Source organism: Mesorhizobium sp. M8A.F.Ca.ET.181.01.1.1 (genome assembly GCF_004792025.1).
In the GTDB taxonomy this organism is placed as follows: Bacteria; Pseudomonadota; Alphaproteobacteria; order Rhizobiales; family Rhizobiaceae; genus Mesorhizobium.
Genome location: NZ_SRTV01000064.1, coordinates 1 through 399, shown reverse-complemented (window position 1 = coordinate 399; position 399 = coordinate 1). Strand labels below are relative to the sequence as shown.

Annotated in this window: 1 protein-coding gene; it reads right to left on the bottom strand. The window is 60.7% G+C overall.

Features of this window, described 5'->3' with window-relative positions; genetic code table 11:
* Positions 1-71: 71 nt before the first annotated feature.
* On the bottom strand, positions 72-399 hold a 328-nt coding region (locus tag EN824_RS33595), incomplete at its 5' end, for a GNAT family N-acetyltransferase (RefSeq protein WP_135933170.1).

Here is a 399-nt window from a genome sequence, read left to right as displayed (position 1 = left end):
GTTCCCGATTGCGGCCATTCGGCCTCACGGTTTTCCGACTGCGAGCGGCAGCAGTCGGCGTGGGAACAAAGCTAAGGTAGGGCGACACGCTTCGTCATCGGCACGCAGGCCAATTCCAGCCCGCGGGACGTCCGATACGTCGAGGTCGAGTCCCCCGACCAGCCACAATAACGATAAAAAGGTACCGCGTTCAGCGTGGCATCGAGCCGCATCGAGACAACTCCGTGATCACGAGCCAACGCTTCGAGAAACTGCAGCATCTTGCGCCCAATACCGCGCCCCATGTGAGACGGCCGGACGAAGATGGCATCTACCTGCCCGCTCGCGGGGGTAAGCATCCCTGTACCGACGATCAATCCTTCATCGACGGCTACGTAAAAGGCGCGTTCGACAACGGTG